Annotated in this window: 22 protein-coding genes; 2 read left to right on the top strand and 20 right to left on the bottom strand. The window is 70.1% G+C overall.

Annotated features, from left to right (window positions below; genetic code table 11):
- Positions 1-9 precede the first annotated feature (9 nt).
- Positions 10-1,026, top strand: coding sequence for a UDP-glucuronic acid decarboxylase family protein (locus A9O63_RS13075; RefSeq protein WP_069332335.1), 1,017 nt, complete (start codon positions 10-12; stop codon positions 1,024-1,026).
- A 171-nt stretch (positions 1,027-1,197) separates the two neighbouring features.
- The gene (locus A9O63_RS13070) at positions 1,198-2,625 is read left to right on the top strand and encodes a family 16 glycosylhydrolase (RefSeq protein WP_069332334.1); all 1,428 of its coding nucleotides are present in this window, start codon (positions 1,198-1,200) and stop codon (positions 2,623-2,625) included.
- 12 nt (positions 2,626-2,637) lie between these two features.
- Here A9O63_RS13070 and A9O63_RS13065 read toward each other — a convergent pair whose 3' ends face one another.
- From A9O63_RS13065 to A9O63_RS12970, 20 genes are all read right to left on the bottom strand, one after another.
- Positions 2,638-5,433: a PAS domain-containing protein gene (locus A9O63_RS13065; RefSeq protein ID WP_069332333.1), complete on the bottom strand. Its 2,796-nt coding sequence runs from the start codon at positions 5,431-5,433 to the stop codon at positions 2,638-2,640.
- A gap of 213 nt (positions 5,434-5,646) precedes the next feature.
- Entirely contained in the window at positions 5,647-6,222 is a 576-nt protein-coding gene (locus A9O63_RS13060; protein ID WP_069332332.1) for a response regulator transcription factor, read from the bottom strand.
- A 52-nt stretch (positions 6,223-6,274) separates the two neighbouring features.
- The gene (locus A9O63_RS13055; protein ID WP_069332331.1) at positions 6,275-6,670 is read right to left on the bottom strand and encodes a rhodanese-like domain-containing protein; all 396 of its coding nucleotides are present in this window, start codon (positions 6,668-6,670) and stop codon (positions 6,275-6,277) included.
- Between the two features lie 67 nt (positions 6,671-6,737).
- Positions 6,738-7,760: a hydrogenase expression/formation protein HypE gene (hypE, locus tag A9O63_RS13050; protein WP_069332330.1), complete on the bottom strand. Its 1,023-nt coding sequence runs from the start codon at positions 7,758-7,760 to the stop codon at positions 6,738-6,740.
- A gap of 51 nt (positions 7,761-7,811) precedes the next feature.
- Positions 7,812-8,951 (bottom strand): hydrogenase formation protein HypD, encoded by a 1,140-nt coding sequence (hypD, locus tag A9O63_RS13045; protein WP_069332329.1) that lies wholly within the window; start codon positions 8,949-8,951, stop codon positions 7,812-7,814.
- Positions 8,948-9,238, bottom strand: a complete 291-nt coding sequence (gene hypC, locus A9O63_RS13040; RefSeq protein ID WP_069332328.1) for a HypC/HybG/HupF family hydrogenase formation chaperone — start codon at positions 9,236-9,238, stop codon at positions 8,948-8,950. Before hypC ends, hypD begins: the two co-directional genes overlap by 4 nt.
- Position 9,239: 1 nt before the next feature.
- Positions 9,240-10,715 carry a sigma-54-dependent transcriptional regulator gene (locus A9O63_RS13035; protein ID WP_084295882.1) on the bottom strand — a complete coding sequence of 492 codons (1,476 nt, stop codon included), beginning with the start codon at positions 10,713-10,715 and terminating at the stop codon, positions 9,240-9,242.
- Entirely contained in the window at positions 10,715-11,584 is an 870-nt protein-coding gene (hypB, locus tag A9O63_RS13030) for a hydrogenase nickel incorporation protein HypB (RefSeq protein WP_069332326.1), read from the bottom strand. Before hypB ends, A9O63_RS13035 begins: the two co-directional genes overlap by 1 nt.
- Positions 11,584-11,925, bottom strand: coding sequence for a hydrogenase maturation nickel metallochaperone HypA (hypA, locus tag A9O63_RS13025; RefSeq protein WP_009566004.1), 342 nt, complete (start codon positions 11,923-11,925; stop codon positions 11,584-11,586). Before hypA ends, hypB begins: the two co-directional genes overlap by 1 nt.
- Complete coding sequence (locus A9O63_RS13020; RefSeq protein ID WP_069332325.1) at positions 11,918-12,730, bottom strand: HupK protein; 813 nt, start codon at positions 12,728-12,730, stop codon at positions 11,918-11,920. The genes hypA and A9O63_RS13020 overlap by 8 nt, the downstream gene beginning before the upstream one ends.
- Positions 12,727-13,485, bottom strand: a complete 759-nt coding sequence (locus tag A9O63_RS13015; protein WP_069332324.1) for a [NiFe]-hydrogenase assembly chaperone HybE — start codon at positions 13,483-13,485, stop codon at positions 12,727-12,729. The genes A9O63_RS13020 and A9O63_RS13015 overlap by 4 nt, the downstream gene beginning before the upstream one ends.
- The gene (locus A9O63_RS13010) at positions 13,482-14,300 is read right to left on the bottom strand and encodes a hydrogenase expression/formation protein (RefSeq protein ID WP_069332323.1); all 819 of its coding nucleotides are present in this window, start codon (positions 14,298-14,300) and stop codon (positions 13,482-13,484) included. Before A9O63_RS13010 ends, A9O63_RS13015 begins: the two co-directional genes overlap by 4 nt.
- A gap of 11 nt (positions 14,301-14,311) precedes the next feature.
- A complete protein-coding gene (locus tag A9O63_RS13005; RefSeq protein ID WP_084295880.1) occupies positions 14,312-14,698 on the bottom strand; it encodes a thioredoxin domain-containing protein in 387 nt (128 codons plus the stop codon).
- Positions 14,695-15,012, bottom strand: a complete 318-nt coding sequence (locus A9O63_RS13000; protein WP_069332321.1) for a HypC/HybG/HupF family hydrogenase formation chaperone — start codon at positions 15,010-15,012, stop codon at positions 14,695-14,697. The genes A9O63_RS13005 and A9O63_RS13000 overlap by 4 nt, the downstream gene beginning before the upstream one ends.
- The gene (locus tag A9O63_RS12995) at positions 15,012-15,632 is read right to left on the bottom strand and encodes a HyaD/HybD family hydrogenase maturation endopeptidase (RefSeq protein ID WP_069332320.1); all 621 of its coding nucleotides are present in this window, start codon (positions 15,630-15,632) and stop codon (positions 15,012-15,014) included. Before A9O63_RS12995 ends, A9O63_RS13000 begins: the two co-directional genes overlap by 1 nt.
- Before the next feature lie 290 nt (positions 15,633-15,922).
- On the bottom strand, positions 15,923-16,708 hold the full coding sequence (gene cybH / locus A9O63_RS12990; RefSeq protein ID WP_069332319.1) for a Ni/Fe-hydrogenase, b-type cytochrome subunit: 786 nt from the start codon (positions 16,706-16,708) through the stop codon (positions 15,923-15,925).
- 4 nt (positions 16,709-16,712) lie between these two features.
- Positions 16,713-17,288 (bottom strand): HupE/UreJ family protein, encoded by a 576-nt coding sequence (locus A9O63_RS12985; RefSeq protein ID WP_069332318.1) that lies wholly within the window; start codon positions 17,286-17,288, stop codon positions 16,713-16,715.
- Between the two features lie 11 nt (positions 17,289-17,299).
- Positions 17,300-19,090: a nickel-dependent hydrogenase large subunit gene (locus A9O63_RS12980; protein WP_069332317.1), complete on the bottom strand. Its 1,791-nt coding sequence runs from the start codon at positions 19,088-19,090 to the stop codon at positions 17,300-17,302.
- A 3-nt stretch (positions 19,091-19,093) separates the two neighbouring features.
- Positions 19,094-20,203 carry a hydrogenase small subunit gene (locus A9O63_RS12975; protein WP_069332316.1) on the bottom strand — a complete coding sequence of 370 codons (1,110 nt, stop codon included), beginning with the start codon at positions 20,201-20,203 and terminating at the stop codon, positions 19,094-19,096.
- Between the two features lie 236 nt (positions 20,204-20,439).
- Positions 20,440-21,561: Kae1-like domain-containing protein (locus tag A9O63_RS12970; protein WP_141703093.1), on the bottom strand; the 1,122-nt coding region annotated here is incomplete at its 5' end.

The raw sequence follows: 21,561 nt of genomic DNA, 5'->3' as shown, positions 1-21,561 counted from the left end.
GAGGCTTTCATGCTCAAGAGAACCGCACAGAACACCATCCTCGTGGCCGGGGGCGCGGGCTTCGTCGGCTCGCATCTCTGCGAGGCGCTGCTGCGGCAGGGCCATCGCGTGCTCTGCCTCGACAGCTTCCTGACCGGCTCGATGGAGAATGTGCAGGCGCTCTGCAACTTCCGCGAGTTCCGCCTCATCCGGCAGGATGTGATCGAGCCGATCCGGCTGAGCGAGACGGTCGAGCGGGTCTACAATCTCGCAAGCCCCGCCTCGCCGCCCCAGTATCAGGCCGACCCTGTCCACACGATGATGACGAACGTGGTGGGCACAGGGAACCTGCTGGCGCTGGCCGAGGCCCATGGCGCGCGTTTCCTGCAGGCCTCGACCTCGGAAGTCTACGGCGATCCCGAGGTCCATCCGCAGCCCGAGGACTACCGCGGCAACGTGAGCTGCACCGGCTCGCGCGCCTGCTACGACGAGGGCAAGCGCGCGGCCGAGACGCTCTGCTTCGACTACAGCCGCCGCGGACGGGCGGACGTGCGGGTGGCGCGCATCTTCAACACCTACGGGCCGCACATGCGTCCCGATGACGGGCGGATCGTGTCGAACCTGCTCGTGCAGGCGCTTCGGGGCGAGCCGCTGACGGTCTATGGCACGGGCGAGCAGACGCGCTCCTTCTGCTATGTCTCGGATCTCGTGGCGGGCCTCATGGCCCTGATGGAGGCCGAGGAGACGCCCGACGGCGCGGTCAACCTCGGCAATCCGGGGGAATTCACCATCGCCGAGCTGGCGGCGCTGGTGCAGACCCTCGTGCCCACGGCCGCGGGTGTCGTTCACAGGCCGCTGCCCGAGGACGATCCGCGCCGGCGGCGGCCGGACATCGGGCGGGCGAAGCGGCTGCTTGGATGGGAGCCGCAGATCCCTTTGTCCGAGGGCCTGCCCGAGACGGCGGCCTGGTTCGCGCGGCATCTGGGCCAGAGCCTGCCGCCGCCGCCGGTCCGGGCAGGCCGGACCGCGCCGGCCGTCCGCGTCTGACGCGCGGGGCGCGCCGAAGGCCGTCCCATCCAGATGGGACGGGCCTCCTGCCGTAAGTATGTCTCCTTGTCGAACTCCTGTCGTTCTTCTGACCTGCCGAACCGGTAGTCAGGATTGCGCGCCGGGGTTGAGTGACCTCGCCTGCCGCAGAGAAGGACGAGGGACGGGCGGATGTATCTTCGGCACGGCGGCAAGGACTTTCTGGTCTCCACCTGGGATGCCGGACAATCCTACCTGACCAGCTGGTCGGGCGAGAATGTGCGGCTGCTCGAGGATGAGCGCATCGCCTTGATCCTGAACCGGTCGCACGACAGCGCCGCGCGTCCCTGGCTCGGCGGAGAGCTCCAGTCCGAGGCCGCCTTCACCACCGGCTCCTGGAGCTGGATGGCCCAGGCGCCGCACATGGTCGACGGCACGGTCTTCGGCCTCTTCCTCTATCAGGACGATTACCGCGTTCAACCCTGGCGCGAATTCGACATCGAATTCGTGGGCGGCGACACGACGCGCATCCATCTCGCCGTGCATTTCGAGGACAGGGCGGGCCATCACGTCTCGCTCCGCGAGCCGATGATCGTGGATCTCGGGTTCGACGCGGCTGCCGCGCCGCATGTCTACGAGATCGAGGTGACGCAGAAGGCCGCCTTCTTCCGGGTCGATGGCGAGACGGTGGCCCGGATCGGCCCCGAGCATGTCGAGGGCGGCATCTGGGATCTCGGGCCTCTCGCAAGCCTCGCGGACCTCTGGGCGACCCCGCCCGAGCTGAGCCCCTGGGCGGGGCAGATGGGGCAGCCGCCCGACCGGCTGACCGCCTATGTCGAGAACATCCGGCTGCCCTCGGACAGCACGATCTTCGGCAGGGGCGGTGCGGACGACCTGCGCGGCACGAGCGGCGGGGACCTGCTCTACGGCTTCGGCGGCAACGACACGCTGCGGGGCGGCGCTGCGGCCGACCGGATGATCGGCGGCACGGGCAATGACACCTACATCGTCAATCAGGCCGGAGACGAGATCGTGGAGCGGGCAGGCGAGGGGCTGGACCGCGTCTGCGCCTCGGTGAGCCACCAGCTTGCGGCGCATGTCGAGCGGCTGGTGCTGACGGGGACGGCGGCCATCAACGGGGTGGGCAACGGGCTTGCGAACGTCCTGGCGGGCAACGAGGCCGCGAACCGGCTGTCGGGCGGTGGCGGCAATGACCGGCTCGAGGGGCGCGGCGGCTCGGATGTGCTGAGCGGCGGGATCGGGCAGGACACGGTGATCGGAGGCGCGGGCCACGACCGTCTGGCGGGTGCAACCGGCTGCGACCGGCTCATCGGCGGGGCCGGCAACGACCGGCTGGAGGGCGGGCTCGATCGCGATGTGCTGACCGGCGGGTCGGGGGCCGACAGGTTCGTCTTCGCCGAAGGGTCCGGGCGCGACGTCATCACCGACTTCCGGGTCGGGAACGGCGGCGACCGGCTGGAAATCCATGACTACGCGGCTCCGCTCGAACTGCGCCAAGTTGGCGCGGGCACCCTGATCGTGTTCTCGGAGAGCGACTCGATCCTGCTGCAGCACGTTCGGGCCACGTCGCTCGACGCCGAGGACTTTCTCTTCTGCTGATCCCTTTCGGCGCTAGCCCCCCTTCACGCCGATCGCGCGCTCGGCCGCGTCGAGCAGCGTTGCGCGGGCGAGGGGCTTGCCCAGCTCGGCGGTGAAGCGGGGCGCCGGGGCGCTCATCCGGCTCCGCCAGTCGGGCAGGGCGGTGATGAGCAGCACCGGAAGATCCGGCGCGAGGTCGTTGGCGGCGCGGCAGAGGTCGGCCCCCGAAATCTGCGGCATGTCGTAGTCTGTCACCAGCAGGTCCCAGATCTGCGGATCGTCGCGCAGCGCCGCCAGCGCGTCGCGCGGATCCGAACAGGGCACGACCTCGGCGCCCGCGCCCTCGAGAAAGGCCACCAGCACGCGCAGCACGTCGGCATTGTCGTCCGCGACGAGGATGGTGCGCCCGGCGAGGTGACCGGCAGGCCGGGCCTCCGGCACGGAGGGGGCAGGCTCCGCTGCAGCGGGCAGGGCGAAATGCGGCGCGGGCTCGTCAGGGGGTGCAGCCGCGTCCGGCGGCTCGACGGGCCAGAGCACGGTGAAGCGCGTGCCTTCTCCGGGCACGCTCTGCAGCGCGATGGCCCCTTGGTTGGCGGTGAGCACGCCCGTCACGATGGCGAGCCCGAGCCCGGTGCCCGCGGCGCCCTTGGTCGAGAAATAGGGCTGGAACACCTTGGCCTGCATCGAAGGCTCGATCCCGGGGCCGCTGTCGCTGACCGTCATCGAGACATAGCGCCGGTCGGCGCAGGGCGCCCCCACCGCATAGGGCTGCGCGAGTTGCGCGGGCCCGGCCGGCGCGAGCGTCACGCTGATCTCGTGGCCGCCCTCGCGCGGGGGCGCTGTCGAGATCGCGTCGCGCGCATTGATGACGAGGTTCAGCACCACCTGCAGGATGTCGGTCGGATCCGCCTCGATCCAGACCGGCGCGTCAGGCAGCGCGAGCGTGAGCCGCGTGCGGTTGCGCAGGCCCGCCTGCACCAGATCGGCCGCCTCCCGCAGAAGGGGAAGCAGGTCGATGCGCGAACGGTTGCTCTGTCGCTTGCCGAGGGTGAGAAAGCGGCGGACGAGCGCCCCGGCCTGCTCGGTCGCGGCCAGGATGCGCTGCGCATGGACCTCGGCCGCGCCGGGCTGCAGCTCGCGGATCAGCAGCGCCGAGCCGCCGATGGCCGCGAGCAGGTTGTTCAGATCGTGCGCGAGGCCGGAGGCCAGCTGCCCGATCACCTCGCGCCGCTGCGCCATCTGCAGCTCCTCGCGCAGGCGCGTCCGTTCCTGCTGCTCGCGCAGCCGCTTGGAAATGTCGCGCGAGATGCAGATGATCCCCCCATCCGCCTTGAGCGTCAGCGACACTTCCTGCGGCAGGTCGCTGCCGTCGCGGCGCCGGCCGATCAGCTCGCCGCGCCATCCCCCGGTGCTCAGGAGCGCGGGCAGGGCCGCGGTGGCGATATGGTCGGCCACGTCGCCGGCATAGAGGTCGCGCCAGGACCGGCCGAGGATCTCGTCCTCGGTGGCGATGCCGAACATCTGGCGGTGGGCGGGGTTCATGTAGATGTAGCGCCCTTCGGGATCGGTGAAGGCGATCCCGTCCTGCGACGCGTCCATCGTCGCCGAGAAGTCGATGCGCGTCCGCTGTTCAGCCAGTTTCAGCGCCGTCACATCGACCCGCAGACCCACGCGACCGCCGTCGGGGGTCTGCCGCTCGATCACGCGCAGCCAGCGCCCGTCGGCCAGCTGTTGCTCCAGCTGGTTGTTGCCGTGGTGATGGGCGGCGAGACGCTGGGCCAGCCAGTCTTCCTCGCGGCCGCGCGCCTCGAGGATGTCGCCGGCCTGCACCGCCTGACGGAGGATCTGCTCGAACGTCGCGCCCGGCACGATGACCTGCGCGGCGCTGGGGTAGCAATCGCGATATTGCGGGTTGAAGACGACGAGCCGGTCCTCTGCGTCGAAATAGGCGAACCCGTCCGGCAGGACGTCGACGGCGGCCGCGATCCGCGCCCGGGCGGCGCGCGCCTCGGCCGCCAGGGCGGCCAGCTGCTCCTCCTGCCGCTTGTGGGCGGTGATGTCGCTGGCCACGGCCATGTAGCCATCGAGCGTGCCCTCGTCGTCGAGGAGCGGCTGGATCGAGACGTCGAGCCAGAAGCTGCGCCCGCAGGCGGCGGTGGCCTCGACCTCGGCGCGTGCCGGCTGACCCTCGGCCAGCATCGCGCTCAGGCGATCGCCGCATCCGTCCGGCGCGGGTGTGCCTTGCAGGACAGCGCAGAGGGGCTGGCCGCGCACCGACTGGCCCGGATGACCGGTCTGCTGCTCGAAGGCGGCATTCACCCATTCGATGCGCTGGTCGGGATCGGTGACGATCACGAGGTTCGTGGTGAGCTGGGCGAACTTGCCCAGCCTGTCCGCCTGCTTTCGCTGAGCGTGCAGCTCGGTCGTGTCGCAGATCATGACCGCATGGCCGGGCCGCCCGTCCTGGCCAAGCGGGGGCAGGCGCGCGGCAGAGATCGCAAGCCAGACGCGGGTGCCCGCGTGCCGCAACTGCCAGTCGCGGCTGACGGGGGCGCCGGTCGTCTCGACCTCAGCCAGCGCGCGGCGCACCTCCGTCGCGAGGTCGGCGGGGAGGAAATCCTGCAGCCCTTGACCCTGCTCCATGGGCCCGAGCAGAGGCAGATGGTCGAGCCAGCCCGGATGGCCCCGCAGGAGCCGTTCCTCGGCGTCCAGCTCGAGCAGCATGTGCGGCATGACCTGAAGCGCCGCCTGCGTCCGGCTCCGCTCCTCCTCAAGCGCGCGCTCCTGACCGCGCGACGCGCCGAGACGCGAGGCCCAGGCAGGCATCATGGCTGCACCCGTGGGGGGCCGGGTCGGGTCGGAACGGCACGCGTCACCTGCAGGTCTCCTTCACGGGAACGACCCGCGCCGCAGGCGCGAGTCACCCCAGCATCCTGCCCCGGATCCTTTCCCGAAACCTTAACCCGGACGGGCCAGCGACGATGCCCGGCCTTTCGGAACCGCGCCCGTCCTTTCGCAAGGCGATACAGGCGGCAGGAGGTCTCAGACGAGGCCGCGGCGACGGGCGGCGAGCACCGCCTGTGCCCGGCTGGACACTTCCAGACGCGCGAACAGCGCCGCGAGGACCGTCTCGAAGGTCTCTTTCCCCAGGCGGGCTGCAAGCTCTTCGGTGGCCTCGCCCGCGACCAGCATCTGCAGAAGCTGCCGTTCGGCCTCGGCGAGGGGAAGGCGGTCCCTTCGGCCCGCTTCGCGGACGGTCTCGGCAATGGTTGCGAACCGGGTCTTCGGCAGCACGCCCGCCACGCCCAGACGCTGCGCCTCGGCGAGCATCTCCTCGGGCAGGTTGCCGGACATGAGCAGGACCGGCCGGCCGCCGTTGGCCGCCATCGCCCGCTCTAGCCCCTCGAGCCCGTTCATCCCCGGCATGACGAGATCGAGCAGGACGACGTCGAAAGGACCGTGCGCGGCGATCCGCGCCAGCGCCTCGGGCAGGTCCGCCACCCCCTCCGGCGCCAGATCCGGCTCGCGCGCAAGAAGGCCCAGGATCAGCTCGCGCACGAGCGGCTGATCGTCGGCGACAAGCACCGAAAGCGGGGGGCGGGACAGGTCCTGATCCATGGCGGGCTTCCGGAGATGGGGCGGCCCGGGCGGGCCCGCCCTGATGGCCGTGTCAGCAGGCGGGGCAGGGGGAGGGCTTGTAGCCTTCGCGGACAAGGCGCCCCAGTCCGCCCGCCACGTCGATCACCGGATGGTCGGTCCGGGCCGCGATGGCTGCGGCCGCGGCGGCCGACCGCCGGCCGGAGCGGCAGAGGAGCGCGATCGGCTGGCCGGGCTTCAGCTGCGGTTCGATGCGGGCGAGAAATCCCGCGGCATCCCGGTAGGTTAGCAGCACCGCCGTCGGCAGAACGCCGGTCTCGCGCCATTCCGAAGGCTCGCGGATGTCGACGACCAGCGCCTCCCCCGCGAGGAGCTCCGGCGCCGAGGGCGCGGCCGAGACCAGATCGCCCGCCCGGGTGCCGGAAGCCATCGGCAGGGCGGCGGCCAGAAGCATCAGCAGACGTTTCATCGTGATCTCCGCACATATGCAGCAACCATGATGTGACAGGCGGGAGGCGGCCGGTCAAGCCGCCGCCTCAGCAAATGCGGGGCAGTTGTTCGCCCACCAGCATGTCGACGATCCGGCTGCCGCCGAAGCGGGTCGTCATGCGCACCTGCCCCGGATGGTCCGCGACCGCGCGCCCGATGGCCACCGCGCCCGCGCCCTCGGGGCAGGCACGCATGGCCTCGAGGGCCGCCTCGGCCTCCGCTTCCGGCACGACGACCACGAGCCGCCCCTCATTGGCCAGATAGAGCGGATCGAGGCCGAGGATCTCGCAGAGCCCGACAACCTCGGCCCGCAGCGGCAGCGCCTCCTCCTCGATGACGAGCCCCACGCCCGAGGCCTCGGCCATCTCGTTCAGCACCGCCGCGACCCCGCCGCGTGTCGCATCCCGCGCGGCCCGGGCGCCCGGCGCGGCCCTGAGCACGGCAGCCATCAGATGCCCGAGCGCGGCGCAATCCGACTGGAGATCGGTCGAAAGCGCCAGATCCCCGCGCGCGGCAAGGATGGTGGCGCCGTGATCGCCGAGGCCTCCGTTCACGAGCAGCCGGTCGCCCGGCCGGATCGCCGCGGCCGAAAGCTCGCGCCCGGGCGGGATCACGCCCACGCCGGTCGTGGTGATGAAGAGCCCGTCGGCCGCGCCGCGTTCCACCACCTTCGTGTCGCCCGTCACGATCCGCACGCCGGCCGCCCGCGCCTCGGCCGCCATGGTGGCCACGATCCGGCGCAGCAGCGCGATCTCGGTGCCCTCCTCGATGATGAAGGCGGCCGAGAGCCAGAGCGGCTCTGCGCCGCCCACGGCGAGATCATTGACCGTGCCACAGATGGCGAGCTTGCCGATGTCGCCGCCGGGAAATTCGAGCGGGGTCACGACGAAACTGTCGGTGGTGAGCGCGAGCCGCGCGCCCGGCTCGGCCAGGGCCGCCGAGGCGAGCCGCGCCTGATCCTCCATCCCCGGCGGCTGGAAGAGGCGCGTGAAGACCTCCTCGATCAGATCGCGCATGGCTTTTCCGCCGCCGCCGTGGGCGAGCGTCACATGGCTGTCCCTGAGCGCCATCCTGTTCCTTCCGTTCCGCCCGTGCCGGGCCTGTCCTGACGATCCGCGGGCCTATTCCGCCGCGAGGCCGCGTGCGCCGGCATATTGCCAGTAGGCCGCGCAGGCGCCTTCCGAACTCACCATCAGCGCGCCGAGCGGCATCTCGGGCGTGCAGCCGCGGCCGAACTGCGGGCAGGCGGGGGGCTTGATCCGGCCGGTCATCACCGCACCGCAGGCGCATCCCTCGGGCTCCGGCCGGGGCGCGGCGGCAGCGCCGTAGCCGATCCCGAACTTCCGTTCGGCATCGAAGGCTGCAAAGGGCTCGCGGATGCGCAGGCCCGAGGCGTCGATCTCGCCGAGGCCCCGCCATTCGAAGCTCGGACGCCGCTCGTAGACATCGGCGATGGCCGCGAGACTGACCGGATTGCCGTGCTCGGGCACGACGCGGGCATACTGGTTCTCGATCTCCGAGCGGCCCTCGGCGATCTGGTCCAGCACCATGAGCACCGACTGGAGGAGGTCCGTGGGCTCGAAGCCCGCCACGACGAGGGGCTTGCGGTAATCGCGGGCCACGAAATCATAGGCATGGATGCCGATCACCATCGAGACATGGCCGGGCCCGATGAACCCGTCGAGCCGCATGTCGGGATCGTCGAGCAGCGCCCGGATCGGCTCGGGGACGGTGATGTGGTTGCAGAAGACGCTGAAGTTGAGGAGCTCCTCCCGCGCCGCCTGCTGGATCGAGAGGGCGGTCGAGGGCGTCGTCGTCTCGAAGCCCAGGCCGAAGAAGACCACCTCGCGCGCGGGATTGCGCCGCGCGATCTCGAGCGCGTCGAGCGGCGAATAGACCATGCGGATGTCCGCGCCGCGCGCCTTGGCCTGCAGGAGCGAGCCGCGCGCCCCCGGCACGCGCATCGCATCGCCGAAGGTGGTGAAGATCACCTCGGGCCGCTCGGCGATGGCGATGCATTCGTCCACCCGGCTCATCGGCAGGACGCAGACCGGGCAGCCGGGGCCGTGGATGAATTCGATCCCCTCATGCACCAGCCGGTCGAGCCCGTAGCGGAAGATCGCGTGGGTGTGGCCGCCGCAGATCTCCATGATGTGCAGCGGACGGGCGCGGGTGGCGCCGATCTCGTCGGCGCGCGCGGCGATGGCCGCCAGGAGGCTCCGCGCGAGGGCGGGGTCGCGGAATTCGGACGCGTATTTCATGCCATCCCCTCCAGCGCCCTGTCTCCGGCCGCCATCGCTTCCAGCGCCTCCTCCGCCTCGCCCAGCTCGCGCAGCGCCTCGAGCGTGCGCGCCGCCTCCTCCTCGTCGATGAGGCTCATGGCGAAGCCCACATGGATCAGCGCCCAGCGGCCCACCAGACCCTCGAGCGGCCCGTCGGCGACGCAGGCCAGATTCACCTCGCGCCGCACACCGGAGACCTCGGCCAGCGCCATCAGGCGCGTGGGATCGGTGATGGCCGCGATGCGGCCGGGAATGCCGAGGCACATGTCAGTCTTCCTCCTCTTCGGCGGCCAGCCGCCCGGCGGGATCGGCGATCCCGTAGCGGTCGAGCTTGGCGCGGAGCCCCACGCGGCTCAGCCCCAGCTCGGCCGCGGCGCGGCTCTTGTTCCAGCGGTGCCGGGTCAGCGTCTCGCGCAGGATGCGCATCTCGATCAGCTCGACCCGGTCCTTGAGCGTGCCGTCGGCGGTCAGCACCGCTTCGGCCGAGCGGTCCGCGCCGCTCTCGGAGGGGGAGGCCTGCAGGATCGGGCGCGAAATCAGGTCGGCGGTCAGCACCTTGCCCTGCGTGAAGACCAGCATCCGCGTGATCTCGTTCGCAAGCTCGCGCAGGTTGCCCGGCCAGTCGTAATTCTCGAGGAATTCGAGCGCCGGGGGCTCGATCTCGTGGACCGGCTTGCCGTGGGTCGCCGCGAGATCGGCGAGCATCACCTGCGCCAGCAGCGCCACGTCCCCGCGCCGGGCGCGCAGCGGCGGCACCGCGATCTCGCCCGCCGAGAGCGCGTAATAGAGATCGGCCCGGAACTGCCCCTCGGCCCCCAGCCTGCGCAGGTCGCGGTGCGACGAGACGATCAGCCGGAGGTTCGTGGTCAGGGTCTCCTGCCCACCCACCGGGCTGAAGCTGCCGGTGCCCAGCATCCGCATCAGCGCCATCTGGAGCGCGGGAGAAGCCGTGTCGATGGCCCCCAGATGGAGCGTTCCGCGGTCGGCCTTCTGCACGAGGCCCACGCGGCTCGCATTGCCCGCGGCCACCCCGCGCTTCGCGCCGAACAGCTCGATCGCAGCCAGCTCCTCGGGCACGCCCTGCAGGTTGAACTCGTGAAACGGCCGGTCGGAGCGGAGCGAGCCGTAATGCATCGCGCGCGCGAGCTGCGCCTTGCCCGTGCCGGGCTCGCCCGTCAGCAGCACGGGCAGATCGAAGCTCGCGAACTGGCGCGCGGCCTGCACCACCGCATTCATGGGCGAGGAGGGCGCGCGCAGGATGCTCTCGAACCCCATGCCCTCGCGCAGCGCCCGCCGCCGCTTCTCGAGCCGCGTCTCGACGGTCGAATTGAGAAAGCGCATCTCGAGCGCCAGCCGCTCGTTCTCGCGCGCGAGATGGAAGAGGCGGGTGGCGTTGCGCGCGGCCATCGCAAGCTGGTCGGGGATCCAGGGCTTGGTCAGGAACTGGTGGATGCCTGCCTCGTTGATCGCGGCGACCATCGCGGAGGCGTCTGTATAGCCGGTCAGGATGATCCGGACCGTCTCGGGCCAGCGTTCGCGTGCCTGCGTGAGGAACTGGACGCCCGTCATGCCGGGCATCCTCTGGTCCGAGATGATGACCTGCACCCACTGATCCTCGAGGATCCGCAGCGCCTCCTCGCCCGAGGCGGCGGTGGCGATGTCGAACTCGTCCTCGAGCGCCATCCGCATCGCGGCCAGCGCATGCGGCTCGTCGTCGACGAGGAGGACCAGCGGCCGCGACATCAGCCGCGCGCCCCGAGCATCTTGGCCGTGCGGCGGGCGGAAAGCCATTTCACCCAGCTCTCCATCCCCTCGCCGGTGCGCGCCGAGACGCGCAGCACCTCGATCAGCGGGTTCACCCGGCGCAGGTTCGCCTCATAGAGATCGAGATCGACGTCGCAATGGGGCGCAAGATCGACCTTGTTGAGGATCGCGAGCCGCGCGGCGGTGAACATGTCGGGGTATTTCAGCGGCTTGTCCTCGCCCTCGGTCACCGACAGGATGGCCACCTTGGCATCCTCGCCCAGATCGAAGGCGGCGGGACAGACGAGGTTGCCCACATTCTCGATGAAGAGATGCGCGCCCGCCACCAGCGGAAGATCCTCCATCGCATGGCCCACCATATGGGCGTCGAGATGGCAGCCCTTGCCCGTATTGATCTGCACCGCCGGGGCGCCCGTGGCCCGGATCCGGTCGGCGTCATTGGAGGTCTGCTGGTCGCCCTCGATCACGGCAAGCGGTGCGTCGGCGAGAAGTGAAATGGTTTTGCACAGAAGCGTCGTCTTCCCCGAGCCGGGAGAGGAGACGAGATTGACGGCATGGACCCCCAGCGCGCGCAGGCGGTGCCGGTTCGCCATGGCATAGATGTTGTTCTTGGCGAGGATGTCGGTCTCGACCTCGATCAGCCGCTCCTGGCTCATCCCCGGCACGCTCACCCCGGCAGGCCCGAGGCCATGGTGATGCGCATGGCCCGCGCCCTGCGCCGTGTGCGGACGATGCCCGGCGTGGCCATGGGAGAAGCTCCCATGATGAGAATGTCCGTCCGCGCCATGGGCATGGCCATGCCCCGCCTCGAAGGTCACATTGCCGCCGCAGCCGCATACCGTGCACATCACTGAACCTCCATGTCCTTGATCCGCATCTCGTCGCCCCCCACAGGCATCAGACGGCCACCGCCGCAGAGCGGGCAGGGGTCGAACCTGTCCTCGATAACGGCTTCTTCGCCGCAGTCATAGCAGAGCGCCCGGCCCGGCAGGTCGAGGATCTCGAGCCGCGCCCCCTCGGCGGCGCTGCCGCGCATCACCACGTCGAAGGCAAAGCCCAGCGCCGCCTTCTCGACGCCGGCAAAGCGCCCGATCTCGAGCCGCAGCACCTTGACGGCGGCAAAGCCGTGGCGGCGCGCCTGATCCTCGACGATGCCCCGGATCCCCTCGCAGAGGGACATCTCATGCATGGGCGGCCTCCTCGATGGTGAGGGGCACGCAAGGGTCGAGGAGCGCGAGCAGCACCGGCACCAGACGGCCACTGTCGGCGGGCAGGGTGGCAAGGCTGCGCTCGAGGATGCCGCCCGGGGCGATCAGATGGTCAGTGGGCGTCATGCGCGCGAATGCGGTCACTCGGCCGCCGTCGATGCGGGCGCGCACGGCATAGCTGCCGCGGGCGGCCGGCACGACTGCCGCGCCGCAGGCAAGCCTGACCGGCGGAGGAGGAGGCGCCAGATCGGCCAGACGGCCGAGCGCGCGCCAGAGCGGCCCGCGGCCCCAGAGCCGTGCCGCGGCGGAGAGGGTCGGATGATCCTGCCGTCGCGCCGCCGGAGAATTGTCGCAAGGGTTGGGCGCGAACATGGTTTCCCCCGTCACGGCGGGCAGGTCGGCCACGGCGGTGCCCGGCGGAAAGAGCCGGGCGAGGGCGGCGAAAAGGGGCTGCCGCGCGACCCACCCGGTCAGGTCTGCAGGGGCGGGCAGCGGTTCGGGATCCGCGGCGGGGAGGTCCAGCAGCCGCGGCCAGAGGAGGGTCAGCTTCTGCCGATGCTCGCGCGCGATCTCGGCGGCAAGCTCCGCGAGATCCGGCAGCGGCAGGTCGAGCGCCAGCCGGACGGCCGTGGCCTGTGCCACGGGGCAGAGGTTGAAGAGACGCGGCAGAAGCTCGGCCGCAGCCTTCGGGGGGCGCCCGACAAGCAGCGCTGCCACCGGCAGGGCCGGCCCCCGCAGGAGGCGCGGACCCTCGGGCCCGAGCCGGAGGGTCAGCGACCCGCTCATCCCGCCTGGCCGAGGCCGGCGGTGATGACCGCCCTGCGGCTGGGTTCGGGATCGGCCGGGGGCGGGGCCAGCTCGGCCTCGCGGGCGGCGCGGATCTCGGTCGCCCGGTCGGTCTCGGCCCGGTTCTTCGGATCGAACAGGGCGGCCATCACGGCCCGCGCCACCTCGACCGCCTGAAGCTGGCTGGAAAAGTCGTTCATCGGCGAGAAGAGCGAGCAGGCCTTGTAGCCACCCCCCATCGGCCGGACATTGTGCAGGAATTCGTAATCCCCCGAGGGGAAGGCGATATTCTCCTTCTCGCCGGGCGTGAGGGCCGACCAGTCCTCTCCTTCGGCGGGCAGGAGCACGAGGTTCATGAACCATGGCGCCACCAGCACGCCCAGGGGCCGCTCCTCGTGCAGCCGGAAGCCCACCGCCTCGACATGGAGGGCCTTGTTCACCAGCGGCACGTCGCGCATCTTGCCGTGCCAGACATCCTCGAAATCCGCCACGAGCCGCGCCACCCGTTCGGCCACCGCGGCGGAGACCGCCTCGGCCTCGGGATCGGACAGGACCATGAACTGGTTTTTCGGCGCGCCGCAGTGCGGGCAGCTCCAGTCCTCGGGCAGGGCCGCGAAGGGCGTGCCGGGCAGGATCTGGCGGAAGTCGTCGCCCATCGCCGGATCGTAGGGCGTCCAGCAGATCTTGCATTCCATCACGGCCGCCGGGCCGATCCGGTCGTTCGCGCCGAGATAGGAGCCCTCGAAGCCGCTCATCGGATCGCCTCCAGCACTTCGCGGATGCGGGCCGCGCTGTCCGCGAGATCCTCCGGCGCGGCGAGCGCCACCTGTGGCATGGTCGTGACCTCGAACGTGTCGAGGATCAGGCTGTCCATCGAGTTGAAGTACTGCACGCGCCAGACCTGCGGCAGGGCCGTCGCGGTGATGCGGCAGTTGCCGTAGCCGCGGGAGAGGATGGTGACGGCCCCTTCGCCCAGCATCCGGTCGAGCCAGAGGAGATCCTCCTCGGTGTGGGGCAGGAGGGTGAGGTTGACCACATGCGGCTCCTCTCCGGGGCGCCAGGTCGCGGATTTCTCGACCAGTTCCGCGAGCAGGGCGGGCGCGTTCACCACGCCTTGCGGCCGGTGGCCCGAGGCCTTCAGTGCCGGGCGGAAGGGGGCGAAGGCACGGGTGAGCGCCGCCTGCGGCACGGGGCCGATCTCCAGCCGGTCGGTGCCCGCGCCCGCCACCGCCCAGACGCCGGCAAAGACGCTCTCCTGCACCATGAGGGCGGGCACGCCGCGCAGCCGCATCGCGACCTCGCCCTGGCCCAGCGTTTCGGCGATGAGGCGGCGGTTCGGCGCGTCGAGATCGGCCAGATCGAACAGGCCGCTCCCCTGCTCGCAGGCCTCGGCCGCGCGCTCGAGGAGCGTCAGGGCCGCGGCGAAGGGCTCCGCATTCTCGATCTCGGGCAGGTGCGCCGCATAGGTCCGCATCCCGGAGGGCAGCGCCATGAAGGCGAGATCCGCATCCTCGTCGCCGGGCTGCGAGCCGGGGCCGAACCCTGCGGGCGGCATGTGGAAGGAACTCATGGAAAACCCTTTCAGGCGGAGATGCGGCCGAGGAGATGCGGGATGCGGGTCATGTAGTCGCTCCAGTCGCGGATCTTCTCGATCGCGCCGAGGAACCGGCCCTTGCGGTAGAAGAGAAAGCCCGGCGTGCGCAGCGCCCGCGTCGCGTCGCGGAGCGCGGCCTCGATCGCATCGTCGACGATGGCGCAGTCGAAGGCGCGCTGGAAGGCGATCACCAGCTCGGGGAGGATGACGGCTGCGTCGGCGGTCTCGAGGTTGCGGGCAGGGTCGCCCGGGATGAAGAGGCAATGGGCGCCCGGGCGGCCGGTGAAGGCCTCGACCTCGGCCAGCGTGGCGAGGCGCGGCCAGCCGCATTCGGTCTCGAGCCGTGCGATCAGGGGGTGGGTCACTGGCGTCATCCGTGGTTGCGGCCCGCGTCCAGCGCGGCCTGCAGGTGGGGGGGAAGAGACGGCGGACGGTCGAGGTCGGCGAAGGCGTCTCCGACCGGGCCGCCCGTCATCACCGAGCGCAGCGCCGCCAGCGCGGCGGCGATCCGCGCGGCCTCGTCCGCGGCGATGACCGCACGGGCGGTGCCGAGGAAGGAAAGCACCCAGTCGCCCGGCCGCGCCTCGGGCACGAGGCTCAGATCGATCAGGCAGGGGCCCGCCGCGTCTTCGGCGGTGCCCGCGATGCCCTCGACCGCGAGCAGGCGCAGCGGATCCCCGACGCACATCAGCAGGGTTCCGGGAAGAAGCGGGCATCGCCCGTGCGGCAGGCCTCGTCGGGGCCGGGGCGGCCGGTCTCGTAGGCGTCGCGGCGCAGCGAAGGATCCGCGAGCCCTTCGGCCGGGCTCTGGCCGGGCAGCGGCATCACGCCCCAGTGGGCCAGCTCGGCCAGCGCGAGGCCGATCGCCGGTGCGATCTGGGCCGCCACGACCGGACGGAGCGAGCCGCCGTAATCCTCGAGCTCCTCGGGCTGGCAGCCGATCAGCGTGAGCCGCGCCGGGCAGCGCCCGAGAAGCTGGGCCGTGGCCAGCACGTCCTGAAAGCCGGTCTGGTGCAGGCTCATCTTCTTGGCGCCCATGAAGGCGGGCACCTCCTCGTCGCGCGCGACCATCAGCGTGCCGGGCAGGAGACCGTAATCGACCGCATCGAACACGAGGAGGGCGTCGGCCTCTTCGAGGAAGGGCAGCAGATAGAGACCCTGCGTGCCGCCGTCGAGCAGCTTCACCTGCGCAGGGAAGGCGTGGCTCTCGGCGAGGATCTCGATGCAGCGGGGGCCGAAGCCCTCGTCCGCCCAGAGCACGTTGCCGATGCCGAGAATGAGCACCCTTGCGGGTGAAGATGCTGGCATTGGTCCCTCCCTCTTGACCGCTGCTGGCAACGGGCTTTTCGCCCCGGCCGTGCTTCGACAATATGGTTTGCAGTTTTCGGAAGAAGCCGGAAATGCGAGCCCGCCGCGACATTTTGGCAGGCCCTTGGCGGCAAACGGTTAATTGCTCCTGAAACGGCCCTGGATGAGCCTGGAAGTGGAAGGTTGCTTTCCAGTCGCGGCGCGTCAGTGGCTTTGCGCATTGCAGAATGAAGAGGGGCGCGGCGTTGCGCCGCGCCCCTCCGGAGCCCAAAGATTCTCCCCGCGTCGACCTATTCCACGCGGTCGTCCTTGAAGGTCCGCCAGCCCGAGACGATGGTCGAGATCATCGACTGCCGGGACATGATGTCCTCGCGGACGGCGGCATAAATGTGGATGATGGTGAAGATCACGATCGACCACATGCCCAGATGATGCAGCGTGTGCAGCCGCTGGCTGTTGCCGACCAGCCCCAGCACCCAGCCGAAGAGAGTGTCGTAGAACGAGCCCTGGCCGGCGCCCTCGGCATAGAGCGCGAAGCCCGTGACGATCATGAAACTCATGCCGAGCGTGATGAAGAAGAACATCGCGGCATGGGCGAGAGGGTTGTGGCCCACGTATTTCCGCGGCTCGGGCACGAGGAAGAGATACCATTTCAGCTCGTAGATCAGCTCGCGGACCCAGCGCAGGTTCCAGACCGGCAGCTTGAACATCTGCCGCGAATGGACGTTGCCGAAGAAGGCCCAGAGGATCCGCGCCGCGAAGGCCACGGTCAGCACCTGTCCGGCCGCGAAATGGGCGAAGCGGATGTAGCCGAAGACGAACTGGTCGGTCGCCTCGGCCATCTCCATCGTCGGAAGCGGCCGGGCGATCAGGTAGCCCGTGCCGATCAGGAGGAAGATCATCGCGGCATTCAGCCAGTGCCAGAGCCGCACCGGCACTTCGTAGACATAGACCGAGGTCTTGTAGAAGATGCTCTCGATATCCTCGGGCCGCGCCGTCCCGGTCTTGCGCGAGGCTTCGAGCGGGGTGGGGGCGTTCGGGTTGGGGACGTGGATCGTGACGATCTCGGTGTCCATGGCCTCACCCCGCCATCAGGAGGAGGCCGGATCCGGCGAGCGCAGCCCCGAGCGCCCCCTGCAGGATCCGCCCGCCCCGCGCGGTGGCGAGAGCCAAGCCGATGCCCGCGGCATGGAGACCCGCCGTGGCGATGAGGAAGCCCGCGAGATAGGCGCCGATGGCGCCCGTGGCCTCGGTCGCATGGGCATGGCCGTGGCAGGCCGCGAAGGTCGCGATGGCGCCCAGCGAAAGGCCGGTCACGACCCGCGCCTGTCCTGCGCGGGCGGTGGCGACGAGCAGCCCCGCGAGGACGACCGAGCCCACGATCCAGGTCTCGACCATCGGGATGCCCACGCCCGCCCAGGAGAGGGCGGCGCCCGCCGTCATGGCCGCAAGGAAGGTCGCAGCGCCCCCCCAGAGATGGCGCGGGAGCGCGATGCCCGACCAGATCCCCACGCCCAGCATGGCGAGCAGATGGTCGGGCCCGAGGATCGGGTGCAGGAGCCCGTGGGCGAAGCCCGAGGCGTCGCCATGGCCGGTATGGGCCAGCGCCGGGGAAGCCACGGCCGAGAGGACGAGGATGGCAAGCAGGGTCTTCATGGTCTTCTCCCTCAGCGGACCTTGACGGTGGTGAGTTCCTGGCCGTCCGGCGACAGGACATGGGTGGAGCAGGCGAGGCAGGGGTCGAACGAGTGCAAGGTGCGCAGGATCTCGACCGGCTCCTCGGGGCGCTCCATCTTCGTATCCAGCAGGCTCGCCTCGAAGGCGCCGATGTTGCCGGCCGCGTCGCGCGGGCTGCCGTTCCAGGTGGTGGGCACCACGCACTGATAGTTCTCGATCCGGCCGTCCTTGATGCGGATCCAGTGGCCGAGCGCGCCGCGCGGGGCCTCGGTCATGCCAACGCCCTTGGCCTCCTTCGGCCAGGTGCGCGGCTCCCATTTCTCGACATTGGCGGTGCTGCTGTCGCCGTTCTTCACGTTGGTGATGAGCTTGTCGAAGAAATGCTTCTGCAGGCGGCAGCAATATTCCGCCTCGAGCGCGCGCGCAGCCGTCCGCCCCAGCGTCGAGAACAGTGCCGAGACCGGCAGGGTCATGGTGCGCAGCAGGCCCTCGACCTGGTTCTTGATGTCCTCGTGGCCCTTGGCATAGCCCACGATGTAGCGGGCGAGCGGGCCCACCTCCATCGCGTGCCCCTTCCAGCGCGGCGCCTTGATCCAGGAATATTTCGCCGCCTCGTCGAGCTCGAGGATGTTCGTCCGCGTGCCCTTGGCGTTGGGGCCGAGCTCGTAGCGCGGCTCGGTCACGCCGTCCCAGGGGTGCAGGCCGCGCCCCGGCTCGCCATAGGCATACCAGGAGTGATCGACGAATTCCTGCACCTGCTCGGGGTCGCGCGGATCGACGTCATGCACCTCCTCGAGATTGCCGTTGATGATCGCGCCGCGCGGCAGGTGCAGCTGTCCGGGCGAGAAATCGTTCGGATGCTCGGGGATGTCGCCATAGGCCATCACCGACTTCGACGAGAGCCCGCCGCCATAGAGCCAGTTGCGGTAGAAGCCGCCGATGGCCACCACGTCGGGCAGATAGACGTTGTTGGTGAACTGGATGCACTGGTCGATGATCGAGGAGACGAGGTTCAGCCGCTCCATGTTGATCGCGCCGACCGCGCCCACGCCGTCGATGTTGATCGGGCAGGGCACGCCCCCCACCAGCCAGTTCGGATGCGGGTTCTTGCCGCCGAAGATCGTGTGGACCTTCACGATCTCCTTCTGCAGGTCGAGCGCCTCGAGGTAATGCGTCGTGGCCATCAGGTCCGCCTCGGGCGGCAGCAGATAGGCCGGATTGTCCCAGTAGCCGTTCTTGAACAGGCCGAGCTGGCCCGATTCCACGAACTTCTTCAGCCGGTTCTGCACGTCGCGGAAATAGCCCGGCGACGAAAGCGGATGCGAGGGCGAGACCTTCTGCTGCAGCTCGGACGTGGCCTTGGGATCGGCGCGCAGCGCATTGACCGGGTTCACCCAGTCCAGCGCATGCAGATGGTAGAAATGGACGACGTGGTCGTGGATCTGCAGGTTCAGCTGCATCATGTTGCGGATCGAGTTCGCATTGTCGGGGATCGAGATCCCCAGCGCATCCTCGACGGCGCGGACGGAGGTGAGCGCATGGGTGCCGGTGCAGACCCCGCAGATCCGCTCGGTGAAGGCCCAGGCGTCGCGCGGATCGCGGCCCTTGAGAATGACCTCGAGGCCCCGCCACATGGTCCCCGTCGAGACGGCGTTGCGGATGATGCCCTGATCGTCCACGTTCACTTCGCAGCGCATGTGACCCTCGATCCGGGTCACGGGGTCCACCACGATGCGGCGGCCCGAATTGTCCAGGTTGAAACCGTTCGGTGTCGCGACCATGGCTCAGGCCTCCGTCTTTTCGTCGGTCTTCGCGGCATTCGCCGCCTGCGATTTCTTCTGCGCGCTCTTGAGGGCGGTGGCCGCGATGTGCGCCGCCACGCCCGCGCCGAGAGCGCCCACGGCCGTGAGGCCGATCGTGTCGGCATTGGCCTCGACGCCGAACTGCTTGATCTTCGTCAGCCGGTCGTAGAAGGACCCCTGATCCCAGAAGCCGTCTTCCGAGCAGCCGATGCAGCCGTGGCCGGACTGGATCGGGAAGCTCACGCCTTCGTTCCAGCGCACGGTCGAGCAGGCGTTGTAGGTGGTCGGCCCCTTGCAGCCCATCTTGTAGAGGCAGTAGCCCTTCTTGGCGTAGTCGTCGTCCCAGGCCTCGACGAACTGGCCCGCGTCGAAATGCGGGCGGCGGTAGCATTTGTCGTGGATGCGCTGGCTGTAGAACATCGCCGGGCGGCCCTGACGGTCGAGCTCGGGCAGCCGGTCGAAGGTCAGCATGTAGGTGATGACGCCGGTCATGACCTCGGCGATGGGCGGGCAGCCCGGCACCTTGATGATCGGCTTGTCGAGGATGACCTTGTGCACCGGCGTCGCCCGCGTCGGGTTGGGTGCCGCCGCCTGCACGCAGCCGTAGGAGGCACAGGCCCCCCAGCTGATGATGGCCTTGGCATGTTCGGCCGCCATCTTCAGCTGTTCCACGAAGGGCTTGCCGCCGATGATGCAATACATCCCGTCCTCGTTCAGCGGCGGGTTGCCCTCGACGGCAAGGATGTAGTTGCCCTTGTATTTCTCGATCGTGTCCATCAGCGCGGCTTCCGCCTGATGGCCCGCCGCCGCCATCAGCGTATCGTCATAGTCGAGCGAGATCATCGACAGGACGACATCCTTGGCCAGCGGGTGGGCGGCACGGATGAAGCTCTCCGAGCAGCAGGTGCATTCGAGCCCATGGACCCAGATCACCGGCGTGCGGGGCTTCGTCTCCATCGCATGGGCGATCTTGGGCACGAAGGAGGGCCCGAGGCCCAGAGCCGCCGCCGTGAGCGAGCAATATTTCATGAAGCTGCGCCGGGTGATCCCCTGGCGGCGCATCACATCGTAGAAGGTTTCGATCTGGGGCAACGCGGTCCTCCCTCGCTGGCGGCTTCCCCGGCCGCTGGCCTCTGCGGCTTGGGCCTCTCGGGCCCGCCGGCTTCGTATGCCAAGGAATGCGGTGAAGGCTCCGGGCCGCGCAAAAGAAATGCGCGGGAGGGGATGAAATCCGTTAACCTTTTGTTGACGAAGTTCTTTTCGAGGATTTTGCGGCTGTGGGCAGGGACGGGTGAGGAAAGCGCGTTACCAGCCCTTCCGCCCTCCGGTCACGCGGCTTCCGCCGCGCCCATATGCCGCGCCGCGGCAATGAGCGCCTGCCCGAGCGCCAGCCCGCCGTCGTTCGGAGGCACCGCCCGGTGGGTCAGAACCGGCACGCCCGCGAGCTCGGCGAGGCAGGCGGCGAGCAGCCGGGCGTTCTGGAAGGCGCCGCCCGTCAGCGCCACCGCCTCGGCCCGGCCCTCGGCCACGAGCGCGCGGGCAGGCGCGCAGACGGCGCGGGCAAGGCCGCGGTGGAAACTGTCCGAGATCGCGCCCGGTGGCACGCCGGCGGCCAGATCCGTGGCGAGCGCCCGGAACATCGGGGCGGGATCGAGGCCCGCGAACGGATAGGGCGCGCCGGTTCCCTCGAGCGCCTCGAGCCGCATCGCTGCCTCTCCCTCGTAGCTCTGCCGGTCCGCGGCCAGACCGAGGCAGGCCGCGACCGCATCGAAGAGCCGCCCCGCCGAGGAGGAAAGCGGCGCGTTCACTCCGGCCGCCACCGCCCGCCGCAGGGTCTCGCGCGGGCGGTCGGGAAACAGCCGGTCGGCCAGATCGCCGAGGTCCGCCGCATCGAGCCGCACCAGCGCATTCCGCCATGGCTCCCGCGCGGCCGCCTCGCCGCCGGGCAGGGGCGCCTGCGCCAGATGCGCCACCCGGAGAACCTCGCGATAGCTGCCGAGCAGGAGCTCGCCGCCCCAGATCGTGCCGTCGCTGCCGAGGCCGGTGCCGTCCAGCACGATCCCCGCCACCGGCCCGGCCCCGAGCGGCCAGAGCGCATCGCCCAGACAGGCCGCGAGATGGGCATGGTGATGCTGCACCTCGGCCAGGGGCAGCCCCATCCGCCGCCCCTCCTGGGTTGCGCGATAGCCCGGATGCAGGTCCACCGCCACGAGCTCCGCCCGATGATCGAAGAGCGCGGCATGATCTGCGATGGCTCGGGTGAAGGCCTCGAAGCTCTGCGCCTCGTCGAGATCGCCCAGATGCTGCGAGAGCAGCGCCTGCCCGTCCTTCACGAGGCAGATCGCGCCCTTCATCTGCCCGCCGAGCGCCAGCACGCGCGGCGCGCGACCGAAGCCCTCGGGGAGGGGCAGCGTTCCCGGCGCGCGGCCGCGGGCTCGGCGCAGCACCAT

Source organism: Cereibacter johrii, from assembly GCF_001720585.1.
GTDB lineage: Bacteria > Pseudomonadota > Alphaproteobacteria > Rhodobacterales > Rhodobacteraceae > Cereibacter_A > Cereibacter_A johrii.
Note: the sequence above shows the minus strand (reverse complement) of the source record. Positions and strands in the feature narration are given on the sequence as shown.

Bases quoted from the DNA above. Each gene is read 5' to 3' on its own strand.
- A9O63_RS13075 (WP_069332335.1), top strand. From the start codon at position 10: ATGCTCAAGAGAACCGCACAGAACACCATCCTCGTGGCCGGGGGCGCG.
- A9O63_RS13070 (WP_069332334.1), top strand. From the start codon at position 1,198: ATGTATCTTCGGCACGGCGGCAAGGACTTTCTGGTCTCCACCTGGGAT.
- A9O63_RS13065 (WP_069332333.1), bottom strand. From the start codon at position 5,433: ATGATGCCTGCCTGGGCCTCGCGTCTCGGCGCGTCGCGCGGTCAGGAG.
- A9O63_RS13060 (WP_069332332.1), bottom strand. From the start codon at position 6,222: ATGGATCAGGACCTGTCCCGCCCCCCGCTTTCGGTGCTTGTCGCCGAC.
- A9O63_RS13055 (WP_069332331.1), bottom strand. From the start codon at position 6,670: ATGAAACGTCTGCTGATGCTTCTGGCCGCCGCCCTGCCGATGGCTTCC.
- hypE (WP_069332330.1), bottom strand. From the start codon at position 7,760: ATGGCGCTCAGGGACAGCCATGTGACGCTCGCCCACGGCGGCGGCGGA.
- hypD (WP_069332329.1), bottom strand. From the start codon at position 8,951: ATGAAATACGCGTCCGAATTCCGCGACCCCGCCCTCGCGCGGAGCCTC.
- hypC (WP_069332328.1), bottom strand. From the start codon at position 9,238: ATGTGCCTCGGCATTCCCGGCCGCATCGCGGCCATCACCGATCCCACG.
- A9O63_RS13035 (WP_084295882.1), bottom strand. From the start codon at position 10,715: ATGTCGCGGCCGCTGGTCCTCCTCGTCGACGACGAGCCGCATGCGCTG.
- hypB (WP_069332326.1), bottom strand. From the start codon at position 11,584: ATGTGCACGGTATGCGGCTGCGGCGGCAATGTGACCTTCGAGGCGGGG.
- hypA (WP_009566004.1), bottom strand. From the start codon at position 11,925: ATGCATGAGATGTCCCTCTGCGAGGGGATCCGGGGCATCGTCGAGGAT.
- A9O63_RS13020 (WP_069332325.1), bottom strand. From the start codon at position 12,730: ATGAGCGGGTCGCTGACCCTCCGGCTCGGGCCCGAGGGTCCGCGCCTC.
- A9O63_RS13015 (WP_069332324.1), bottom strand. From the start codon at position 13,485: ATGAGCGGCTTCGAGGGCTCCTATCTCGGCGCGAACGACCGGATCGGC.
- A9O63_RS13010 (WP_069332323.1), bottom strand. From the start codon at position 14,300: ATGAGTTCCTTCCACATGCCGCCCGCAGGGTTCGGCCCCGGCTCGCAG.
- A9O63_RS13005 (WP_084295880.1), bottom strand. From the start codon at position 14,698: ATGACGCCAGTGACCCACCCCCTGATCGCACGGCTCGAGACCGAATGC.
- A9O63_RS13000 (WP_069332321.1), bottom strand. From the start codon at position 15,012: ATGTGCGTCGGGGATCCGCTGCGCCTGCTCGCGGTCGAGGGCATCGCG.
- A9O63_RS12995 (WP_069332320.1), bottom strand. From the start codon at position 15,632: ATGCCAGCATCTTCACCCGCAAGGGTGCTCATTCTCGGCATCGGCAAC.
- cybH (WP_069332319.1), bottom strand. From the start codon at position 16,708: ATGGACACCGAGATCGTCACGATCCACGTCCCCAACCCGAACGCCCCC.
- A9O63_RS12985 (WP_069332318.1), bottom strand. From the start codon at position 17,288: ATGAAGACCCTGCTTGCCATCCTCGTCCTCTCGGCCGTGGCTTCCCCG.
- A9O63_RS12980 (WP_069332317.1), bottom strand. From the start codon at position 19,090: ATGGTCGCGACACCGAACGGTTTCAACCTGGACAATTCGGGCCGCCGC.